The 11,507-nt window shown below is 40.6% G+C and carries 8 protein-coding genes; all 8 read right to left on the bottom strand.

Annotation, left to right across the window (positions count from 1 at the left end; genetic code table 11):
- Positions 1-144: 144 nt before the first annotated feature.
- Positions 145-2,370, bottom strand: a complete 2,226-nt coding sequence (locus tag AABB81_RS10820; protein WP_342160519.1) for a molybdopterin-containing oxidoreductase family protein — start codon at positions 2,368-2,370, stop codon at positions 145-147.
- Between the two features lie 135 nt (positions 2,371-2,505).
- Positions 2,506-3,720, bottom strand: coding sequence for an ABC transporter permease (locus AABB81_RS10825; protein ID WP_342160520.1), 1,215 nt, complete (start codon positions 3,718-3,720; stop codon positions 2,506-2,508).
- On the bottom strand, positions 3,717-4,484 hold the full coding sequence (locus AABB81_RS10830) for an ABC transporter ATP-binding protein (protein WP_342160522.1): 768 nt from the start codon (positions 4,482-4,484) through the stop codon (positions 3,717-3,719). Before AABB81_RS10830 ends, AABB81_RS10825 begins: the two co-directional genes overlap by 4 nt.
- Positions 4,481-5,707 carry an efflux RND transporter periplasmic adaptor subunit gene (locus tag AABB81_RS10835; protein ID WP_342160523.1) on the bottom strand — a complete coding sequence of 409 codons (1,227 nt, stop codon included), beginning with the start codon at positions 5,705-5,707 and terminating at the stop codon, positions 4,481-4,483. Before AABB81_RS10835 ends, AABB81_RS10830 begins: the two co-directional genes overlap by 4 nt.
- A gap of 216 nt (positions 5,708-5,923) precedes the next feature.
- Positions 5,924-8,368, bottom strand: a complete 2,445-nt coding sequence (locus AABB81_RS10840) for a S9 family peptidase (RefSeq protein WP_342160524.1) — start codon at positions 8,366-8,368, stop codon at positions 5,924-5,926.
- Positions 8,369-8,588: 220 nt separating this feature from the next.
- Positions 8,589-10,154, bottom strand: coding sequence for a hypothetical protein (locus tag AABB81_RS10845; protein ID WP_342160525.1), 1,566 nt, complete (start codon positions 10,152-10,154; stop codon positions 8,589-8,591).
- Positions 10,099-10,425 (bottom strand): hypothetical protein, encoded by a 327-nt coding sequence (locus tag AABB81_RS10850; RefSeq protein WP_342160527.1) that lies wholly within the window; start codon positions 10,423-10,425, stop codon positions 10,099-10,101. The genes AABB81_RS10845 and AABB81_RS10850 overlap by 56 nt, the downstream gene beginning before the upstream one ends.
- Positions 10,426-10,543: 118 nt before the next feature.
- Positions 10,544-11,443: a hypothetical protein gene (locus AABB81_RS10855; protein WP_342160528.1), complete on the bottom strand. Its 900-nt coding sequence runs from the start codon at positions 11,441-11,443 to the stop codon at positions 10,544-10,546.
- Between the last annotated feature and the right edge of the window lie 64 nt (positions 11,444-11,507).

Below are 11,507 nucleotides of genomic sequence, written 5' to 3' on the forward strand. Positions count from 1 at the left end.
AAGGCAAAAAAACACCAGAATAGCTTCTTTTTTTAAGCCCTTTTTTCTTGTTCACACAGCCATATCATATCATAAAGTTGGGCCGATAAAATGCCTAAGAAAAAAATTCGCTCATAGGGGTAAACGGCCCGTATCTCCCTGGTATTAAATCCCTGACCAGGTCGCCTGCAAGGTTCCTTCTGCAGCCTTAACATCAACTATAATCCCGGTTAAATGAGCCATTCCGGATATTTTATCCAACCTGTCGGGACCATCAGCGGCCAGTATATTTACATTCACTCCCGCGGTTTTATTGGCATGATTTAATCCTTTGGCATGTTGGTGTCCCCATCCATGAGGAACCGCAATGGTTTTTGGCATTAAGGTGGATAAACTTTTTACGGCAATACGGATACTTGCTGTTTCTGAACCAACATCAATTAAATCCATTTCCTTTAGATTCAGATCCTCCATGTCGGATGGGTGCAAATAGGCATAGTTGGTCGCCCGGCCCTTTGATGTCATCCGTTCAATATTGTGGGTCCAGCTGTTATGAGTAGTAACCGCACGTTTTGTAATCAGTTTAAAACGATGTGCATTGATTCTTTCATTTTCAAAATGCAATTCAAGTTTTTTCGATTGTTCCAATAAGGATTCCGGGGCCAAACATACTTTTTTACCGGGTGTCATGACCCTTTCCGGAATAAAACTTCCCGGGTTGTGCCCTTTGCTTAAGATACCATCTTTATGCTTCTGTATCTTTTTAAATGACGATTGCCTGGTAAGGCGCAACAAACCATTTAGCAAGGCCTCTTGTGGCAATGTTGGAAAATCTTTTTTATTCTTCCTGGTATGATATTGCTGTATACCTGTAAAGAATGACTGAGCCATCTTTGACCCAAACAGGGGCATTCCGCTTGCTCTTGCCAGGTCCAGGTAAATGGAGCTTTCGTCTCGCTGTTCCCCCTCAGGATCCACCACTGCTTTTGTTGCCTGTATATAGGGTTTCTGCTGGAGGCCAAGCATCAGTGGAAATATAAACGGAAGATCAGGTCGTTGTAAAGGATCGGTGCAGGGTAAAACGTAGTGGGCCTCGGAGCTTGTTTCGTTTTGGTAAATATCCAGGGTCACCAAAAGCTCCAATTTTTGAAATGCCTTTTTCAATTTCTCTGAATTGGGCATGGTAATCAATGGGTTTCCACCGGTAACAAACAGGGCTTTCAATTGTCCTTCTCCAGGCGTGAGGATTTCGTCTGCCAATAAGCCTCCGGGAAAAGCATCATTTACAGAAGTCATGCCGCCAACCCGGCTTTTATCGGTTCGCATCAGGATGCCATTTTTAACACCGAATTTTATAAAATCCATCACCCCTTTTCCTACAAGGGTTCCGCCTTTTCTGTCTAAATTTCCAGAAACAGCATTTATAACTTCCTGCAGCCAAAAAGCCAATGATCCGTTTCCGCCCATATTGACTCCGGTAGAGCAATACAATGCTGCTCCATCTGCCTGTATATAATCACGAACCATTTCCTTCAAATCCGAAGCCTGTATTTGGGTAACTTCTTCTGTTTTTTCGGGAGACCAATCTTTTACCAGGTCTTTGATGGAATCCATTCCGACGGTATGGTCCTGAACAAATTGTTTATCTACGCCGTTTTGATTGATAAGTTCATGAAGAAAAGACAGGTAAAAAAACACGTCGGTGGACGGCCGTATAAAAAAATGATTCCCGGCAACCCTGGCGGTTTCGGTTTTCCTCGGGTCTATGATATACAATTTCCCACCCCTTCTTTCGAGGTTTTTTAATTTTTTACTGGGGTTAGGCACCTGTAAAAAGGACCATTTTGATACAATTGGGTTCGCTCCAACGATGATCAGGCAATTGGTCTGATCCAGGTCGGGAAAGGGCAATGTGAACGGAAAACCGTAAACAAGTTTTGAGACTGCAAATTTATTGGAACAATCCTGTGTAGACGAGCTGTACATACTTTTAGAGCCCAATCCGGTCATAAAACCCTGAGCAAAAACCGGATGTAAAACACTAAACCCGGCAGCTGTGCCAACATACATACCAATAGCATCGGCACCGTCATCTTTATGTAACTGTTTTACCTTATCACCTATTTCCTTTATGGCCTGTGGCCATGAAACCCGGGCATAAGAACCATCTTCTTGTCTTTTTAAAGGATATTTTAAGCGGTCAGGCGATTGATACATCTCATGCTGATACAGGCCCTTTACACATGAAAATCCATCAGTAGCAACATGGTTCTCATTGGGTTTAATGGCAATTACCCGATTGTTTTGCGTTTGCACCTCAAGTCCACATAAAGACTCGCATATTCGGCAAAATGTATGGTGGGTTTTAATATCTTTCTGATCCTGTTGCATGTTTATTTGAATAATTACGGATTATCGTCAATTCGAAAATACGCATAAAACCCAGTATTCACAAAATACAATCACAAAGAAATTAATTAAAACGAGTGCGGCCTGTTTCTACATTTTAACTTTTGCTCAATTATCTTATTCATATCTCAAAGCATCTATCGGATTCAATTTCGCAGCCTTCCGGGCAGGAAAATAGCCAAAGGCCACACCTACCAATGCTGAAAATCCAAAACCAATCATGATAGAATACAAAGCAGTGGGTATAAAAAAACCAGTGGCTCTGTAAATGATCTGATTGCCCAGGATCCCCAATGCAACACCTAATATACCCCCTGACAAACTCAATACAACGGCTTCGATTAAAAACTGAGTGAGTATATCATTTTCCCTCGCGCCAATGGCCAGTCTGGTGCCTATTTCACGGGTTCTTTCAGTAACAGAAACCAACATGATATTCATAATACCAATACCCCCGACGATCAACGAAATACTGGCTATGGCACCCATTAAAATTGTCAGGATCCCTGTTATATTGCTTGTGATCTCCTGCAGTTCAATTTGTGTCATGATCTCAAAATCATCCTCATCACCTTGCTCGATCCTGTGCGATTCACGCAACAACTCTGTGGCTTCGAGTTCAGCATCAATAATATGATCTTCGCTTAAGGCGCTTGCCACAATCATGGTATATCCTCTTTGACGGCCATACAACCTGTTTCGAATCGTTGTATAAGGAGCAAGAATAATGTCGTCCATATCCTGCATGCCACCTGATCCTTCTTCTTTTAACAAGCCAACCACTGTAAACGGGACTTTATTGATGCGTATCTGCCTTCCTATGGGGTCTGTGCCAGGGAAAAGTTCTTCTCTTATCGTTTCTCCTATAACACAATATTTTTTAGCCGACTTCACATCGTCTTCAGTAAAAAAACTCCCGGACTGCAGATCCCGGCTTGATATGTAAAAATAGTCAAAAGCAACTCCGTAGACCATAGTTGATTTATATCCGTTTGGTCCAATGGCCTGTGCACCTATAGCCAGCATGGGTGATAATTTTGGCATCCAGACCGCATTTTTCTGTAAAATTTCAAAATCCTTTTTATCGATGGGCCGTCCCATTCTGACATTGATCCCTGCTTTATGCTCCATCTTGGTCTGTATCATCAACAGGTTCGTCCCCAGGCCCGAAATCTGATTTTGAACCTGTATCGTTGCTCCTTCTCCTGCCGAGATAGTCATGATCACGGCACCAACACCAATGATAATACCCAATACCGTTAATAAACTTCGTGTCCTGTTTTTATTAATCGACTGAAATGCTACTTTGAATATTTTTAACAACCGTTTCATAAGCCATCATTTTCAAATCCTACGGGTTTTTCTAATTCCCTGAACGCCTGTTCCCTGGTATTTCTTTTTTCAATGGGTTTGTCGGATAAAATGCGCCCATCCCTCAAAAAGATCATACGCTTTGCAAATTGGGCAATTTCAGCTTCATGCGTGATCATTACAATCGTTTTACCCTTGTTATTCAACTGCACAAAAAGATCTGCAATTTCAAAACTGGATCTGCTATCCAGGTTTCCGGTCGGTTCATCAGCCAAAATCAAGGTTGGATTATTGACCAAGGCCCTGGCAATGGCCACCCGTTGTTGTTCGCCTCCTGAAAGTTCGTTGGTTTTATGGTAGATACGGTCAGACAAACCTACTTGGTCCAAGGCTTTTTTAGCCAATTCCTTTGAGTTCCTAAACTGCCCGGATCTGTTATAAATTAAAGGTAGTTCCACATTTTCAAGCGCTGTGGTCCGTGACAGCAGATTATAACTTTGAAATATAAAGCCGATTTTTTGATTTCGAATATCCGCCAGCTGATTTTTGTCTAAGTTATTTACCACTACATCGTCTAACTTATACTCCCCTGACGTAGGCCTGTCTAAACAGCCAATAATGTGCAATAGTGTTGATTTACCCGAACCCGATGCTCCCATGATGGCGACAAAATCTCCCTGATTGATGAGCATATCCACATCGCTGAGGGCCCTGACTTCTATTTCCCCGTTTTTGAATACACGACTCAATTTGTTGGTCTCTACGACTTTTTTTGGAGGTGTCATTTTCGTTTTTTCGATTTAATGCCGTTAATAACTTTCAAGTTTCCGGATATATCAGAGCCATCCAGAAAACGTTTTATTTCAGACTGTAAACCTACTTTGATCCCCACCTCGACAAACTTAAAATCCAATTTTCCCTGGTTGTTTTTATAAAAGAATCCATCCAAGCCAGAGGGTAAACTTTTTTTAAAGTTTGCCGGAGTAAAAAGCTCTTCATTGTTCATGGACTCCTTAAATATCGTCTGAAGCGAATCGGGCAATGTTTGAACGGCATTTTCTTCGAGCATCGGTTTGATTTTTTTTAGCATGGCCAGATCGGGCCTAAAACGCAAAGCCGAATTATTGATCAGCCAAACATTGTTTGCCCTGTTCGTAATAAATTCAATATTGGCAGTCATCCCGGGAAGCAGCATTCCTTTTTTATTCTCAACTTCAATAACAACCTTGTAATTTACCACATTGTTGATTTCTACAGGCTGTAACCTAATCTGGCTCACTTTTCCCAAAAAGTGTGCATCCTGATAGGTCTGAATGGTAAAACGAACAGGCATACTGTCGGTTATATAACCAATATCACTTTCGTCAACATCAGCTAAAATCTGCATTTTTGACAGGTCTTCGGCAATGGTAAACATGGTTGGGGTGGCAAAACTTGCAGCAACGGTCTGGCCTTCATCTACCTTTTTTTCGATAATAATTCCGTTAATAGGAGAGGTTATTTTTGCGTAACCGATATTGGTCTGGGCGTTTGTCAGCGCAGCACGTGCAGCTTCCCTGCTGCTTTTAGCCTGCTGGTAGTTGTATTTTAAATTGTTGTATTCCTGCTCCGAAATAACGTTCTTTTCGAATAGGATCTTGTTTCTTTTATATTGGTCTTCTGCCTGATTCAGCCTTGACTCGCTTACTGCCAAATCGGCCTTGGCAGACTGCAGCCTCGCCTGAAGCATTCTCATATCCATTTCGGCCAGAGGTTGCCCCTGTCTTACCTTGTCATTGAAATCAACATAAATTTTGGCGATGGTACCTGATATTTGGGTACCAACGTCTACGGTATTTATGGCTTCCAATGTCCCTGTACTTGAAACACTGGCCTCAATATCGCCCTGGAATAAAGATGTATAGGTATATTCAATGTTTTTAGCTTCAATTTTTGGCTTTAAATAAAAATAGCCAATTGCAGCTATCAATATGACCAGCAACCCTATCAACCATCTGTATTTTTTCATGCCGTGAAATAATTCGCGTTCAAATTTCCTCCAAAGCCCGTGCTTATGAAATTCAAGCTCAGATTAGATTTAAATGTAGGCCGAAGAATTGAAAATAACAATGATATATATCAATGAGGCAAACACCTTTTAAGTAAGAATCGGCTTTTATATTTTTTGATTTCGCAGGTTTCTTCACACAGAAAAAATAATTTTTTCCACAGCAAACCGAAATACCTAATCCTGTGCATTTACAACCGGAACCTCTTGAATTTTGTTCTTTACATATTTTTCCAGCCACTGGTCTTGTTCCCATAGCACATGAAGAATACTTTCTTTAGCTCTGTATCCATGACTTTCTTTGGGTAAAACAACCAATCTGGCCGTAGCGCCCAATCCTTTCAGGGCATTAAAATACCTTTCGCTTTGCATGGGGTATGTCCCTGAATTGTTATCCGCCTCTCCGTGAACAAGAAGAATCGGTTCATTAACCTTTTCAGCATGCATAAACGGAGACATACCATTATAGACCTCCGGAGCTTCCCAATAATTCCTTTCCTCACTCTGAAACCCAAATGGCGTAAGCGTTCGGTTGTAGGCTCCACTGCGCGCTATTCCTGCTGCAAACAGGTCGGAATGGGCCAAAAGATTTGCCACCATAAAGGCCCCGTAACTATGTCCTGCCACAGCAACCCTGCCCCTGTCGATATAACCCCTTGCGTCTACAGCATCAATGGCTGCCCTGGCATTGGCAACCAGTTGAGGCCTGAAGGTATCGTTAGGCTCATGATCTCCTTCTCCTACTATAGGAAATGAAGCATCATCAAGAACAGCATATCCTCTCGTGATCCAGTAGATCATCGAGCCATAATACGGGTAAGTAAATTCATTTGGGTTCTGTGTATTCTGCCCGGCACTTGACTTATCCTTATATTCTCTTGGGTATGCCCATATCAGCAAGGGTAATTTTTCCTTTTTAACCATGTCATATCCTACTGGCAAATACAAAGTTCCTGAAAGTTCCAGGCCATCATCTCTTTTATATTTGATCACTTCTTTATGTCCTCCCTGAATGCTCTTAAACGGATTTTCATTATAGGTAAGTTGGGTGAGTTTATCATTTTTTAAGTCCCTGAAAAAGTAATTGGGATACTCTGTTGGAGACTCTATCTCAACCAGGAGCCTTTGCGTTAAAGGGTCAAACTCCTGCAGCGTTTCTTTCTTTCCTTCGATCTCAGAAATATAAAGCCTGTCTTTATCCAGAGAACTTAAGTGAATTTGATCTAAAAAAGGAAACTGCCCGGTTTCTGTAAAACCTTCTCCGAGTAAGTAAGCTGTTCCGTTGTTCAAGGCCAATACTTGAGTACCCATCTCGCTTCTAGTCATTACAAAATTCCCCGGATCACTGTATTTATCCTGATAATTGCGATCGAATAGCACTTCGGGATTTTTTGAATTATCCGAAGGGTCTATTACATAGGTCTTCCTGTTTCTTGTATTCCACCAATTATCAGTTACAATGGCCGTATTGTCATTACCCCATGTAACTGATGAAAATCTATTGATGGTTTTTACCATGCTTTTTCCTTCTCCTTTAAAGGGCGCTTCAAGCTGAAAAACTTCATCTCTGTATGCCACTTTACTTTCAGGATCACCCTTATCCAGGGCAGCCACATAAATTAGGGTAGCGGATTTGTCATTTCTCCAACTCAGTTCTCTTCTTCCTTCGCGCACTGCCATAAATCCTTTTGGCAAGTCTTCAATAAGCGGGACCTCTGAAATGATTTCAACAAGCTTGCCTTCATTATCATAGATCCTTGTGGAGGAAGGAAACCTCCTGTAAGTCACTAAATAGGAAAAGGGTTTGTCAAGACTGCTGACCAACACATAATTTCCATCCGGGGAAAAAGAGATTTCATTGTACATACCGCTACCGAGCCATTTGTTATGGCTGCCATCCAAGCCGACCTTAAAAATTTCGGAATGTGCCAATTGCTCAAAATTATATTCATCATTCTTATTTTTCAATAAATCCTGATAGGTTCTGTTCTGTGCCTTCTTGCCTTCATTAACTGATATGGTTGGGCCTGATGGAACTACTGCTTTGGTATCAATGAGATCTTTTCTGTTCGAGGAGATCATTTTTACAAGCAGTGAATTTCCATCTTTAAACCAATTGATTACATCCCCAAGATTGGCATTGATTTTAGCTTCAGTCAACTTTTTTACAGAAGCAGTTGCCAAATCCAGCACCCACAATTCCACACCTTCTTTAACCGTGTTGGTCATGGCTAATTTGGTCTGATCGGGAGACCAGGTAAAATTTGAAAGACTCGGATCTGCCGGAAGCCCTGTTACCTGAACTTGTTTGCCATCTTTTTTGATCAGATTTTTGACCTGTACATTATTATAATAAGTTGTCCTGCTTCCGATATTGGTGCCCGGATCAATTCTAAGTCCTGCAAGTCTCAATTCATCCTTGGAAAGTTCTTCAATGGATTTGTATTGATTTCTGTAGACCAATACCATAAATTCCCTGTCGTCGTTGAATAAGACCCATGGAGCTCGCTGAATATCTACCAACTTAAGGATTTCCTCCGGGGGTTTTTGATAGTCTATATGCTCTTGACTAAATCCAAAATAGTTGAACAAACAGAATACAATAATTACTAATTTCCTCATGATGAATCAGGTTTTAACTACATACGAATATAACCAATATTGTTCTTTCAATCTTGTATTAGCACAGTGAATTGTTACAAAAATAACCTGATTTAAAAGAAAGAGATGGGAGGTTTAAAATTGAATATCGAATACCCCTCCTGCTGGCGTCTCAGGTCGAATTCGGAACCCCTGAATTTCGAAGTATTACTCTATTGAAACGTGTATTATTAAAATTCAGTTAGTTCGGTTTCGGATCTGAAGAGAACTTCAAAAAGCCTCTGTAAGCCCCAATGAATATGCTATTATTGGGTCCAAAAGTATAGGTTGCCCAAATATTGTTAAAAACTTTTTGGTCATAATTCTTTAAACCCAATGAAAACCATTTCATCAGGAATGAAATATTATCATTGAATTCCCCCTTTTCAAATTCAGGGCGCAAGTAAAAAACTTTCCTTCCTGTTTGGTAATCAATTGCGGTAAGTTGCCAGTCAGGATGGCCGTCGTCTGATTCTTCCTCCCGATTATAAACATAGATAACACCTATTTCGGTAGACATCTTAGGCGTCGCGGTTTTAGCATCAATATGTTCTACCGGCCAGTTCTTGATCCTTTCAAATTTTCCTGTTTTTTCATTATAATCAAAGCGGTCAATACCACCAGGGGTATCATTAAAGTCAAATGGATCTGTATAATTCGAGGTATTCCCTATAAATAGACTGTTTTTATAGGCTACGATAGAGTTTTCGCAAGCGCTGCTGTCTTTAGCGAACACACTGTGCCGGCCAACAAGATGCCCATCTTCCTGTGAATAGATGTTTACGTTAATTTGCCGGGCATCATTATCTGCAATAATAACAAATCGGTCATCCATCAATGTAGGTGTTGTTCCGCTACCATCGTTAAGCTGTCTTTTTTTTTGAGTGCCATCATTCGGATAGATCAGGTCTCCGGTTTCATTAAAATTTTTCTGCCACTTGGTATCCAATTCAATGATTTTCTTTTCATCGTTAAACCTAAATTTGTACAAGGCAATGTTTGAAACAATATATACCCCATCTGGTCCTATTGAAAATGAATTCTGAATTTCTTCCCTTGTTTCAGGTTCCAACATAAAAAATTCCCTGAATTCCTTTCTGTACTCTACATCAGACATCCCTTCTCTGTAAAAGGCCACGTCTTCAAGGCTTTCGTACTTTTCTCCAAAGAAATACTCGATCTTTTTCAATAATCCAAATTCGCCTATATAAAATGAATAGGTTTTCGGGCACAATCCCTTTTCTTTAAAGTCTCCCTTTTTAAACCCCTGCAAATCAATGACCCCAATCACACCCATTTTCGAAGTATACCAGACATTACCATGCGCATCGGGCATTACCGCTGTTAACTTGTTACGCCCCTCCTTGTCTGATAAGCCTTCGACAAGCAGGTCGCCTTTTTCGATTTCTTCGAGGATATCAAAAGACACAGTCCTGTTTCTTACGAATTTTTTATTTTCAATAGGAATGTAAAAAATACTGTATTCAGGTCCCGGTATAATGACCTGATTGTCTTTGGAAAGGAAGAAATAGGCCCCTCCGGAAGTGTTTCTAAATAAAGCCATACGTGCTTTTTTACCGGCAAGCTCCATGGCTTTATGTCCCCGACCCGGTATTTTAATGGCGTCGAGAACTTCAATCTTATCTTTTATGTCAATTAGCAATAAGGTGGTGTTTTTCCTGCCAAAAGACAAGGTAACCATGGTGTATTCATCAATAAATGCAAAAGAGGGGCACAGGCCCCTGTAAATTACTAATGTCCGAAGCATAGGAATCCTCATGCATAGCACTTGGCAGGCCTTCCTTCATATAAGGGTGTTTCCATTTGACCAAAGGATCAAGTGCATCGGGATATACAACTTTACCCTGATGATATTCAATCCAGCTGGGATACCACCCGGCCTCAACCTTTACATATTTCGATTCTGCCTCAAAGTCTGTCTCGATAATTTCAAATGGCACGCAATACTGGCTGTATATATGGCCCATTTGAAATAGTACTAAAATTGCCAAAGAAATGATAGCTGTCTTTTTCATCATCTTATATTATTTTATTCATGTTTTCATTGATCTTACTTCATCTTTATCTATGACCTCTTGCTATTCTATGTGCCAAATAGACTTGTCTCAAATTCATTTTGGCAGATAGAAAAACCCACTATTTGTTTTTTTCTTTTTTACCCATTGGTAAGAGAATTTGTGCCTGAAAACGCCATTGCCACTCTGGCCCAAAATCGGGACGCACCACATTATAGAAGATCTGGGATTGCAGGTTCAAGGGCAATTTACCTCCTAAATACATGAGCTTACCACCTCCCAAGCCAAGGGGTACAATCCATTTTTGTCCATCAGCTGCCTTCCAGTCAGCAGTAATAATAGGTGAGCTGTTGACGTACCAGTCATTTCCCAATTGCTTGACGATAAATAGATTGATCAACATATGATTTACATCTTCTCTGTCTGAATTGCCGGCCACAGACCAGGCATTATTGGCCAGGACCCCAAAGGTCCAGTCACCGGGTTGTATGAGTGCCACAACAGATGGGCCGATACTAAGCTTTTCTGAACCTCTTTTTGAACCGCCGGTTGGCAGTTCCATCACAGGGCCAATACCCCAGGTAAAAATTTGGTTTCCAGGCACATAAAATACAGTCAACACAATATCTGAAAGCCCTGAGGAATACGTGCCGCTTTCTCGCGAAAAATCAGGAATCCAGGTGATTGGAAAGATAGTTCTTGTAATCAGTTTACCCTCAAAAAAAGGAATTACGGGCTGGATATTCAAAACACTCAAATTCCTGTTATAAGGACCGTAATTCATATTCAAATTGTACTGAAACGGAAAACTCATCAAATTGGCAATGGGGTTTACAACTTGCTGTTTAAAATCACTGTCTTCAGCATCCTGGGCATACAAACTCATTGTACCCAAAAACGTAATAGCCACAATTAAAAATATACTTTTCATCGTTATTAATAAGGTATCTTTTTTGCCAAGGTCCCCATCCTGATTTAGAATTACCGTAAAAGTTAAGCGAAAGAGTCTGTTCTTAATCATTACTATTTGCTTTTAGTTGGTTTTTCTAAATTTACGGTAAATACAATTCATTTATCCTAGAAAA

Source organism: Lutimonas vermicola (genome assembly GCF_038433205.1).
In the GTDB taxonomy this organism is placed as follows: Bacteria; Bacteroidota; Bacteroidia; order Flavobacteriales; family Flavobacteriaceae; genus Lutimonas; species Lutimonas vermicola.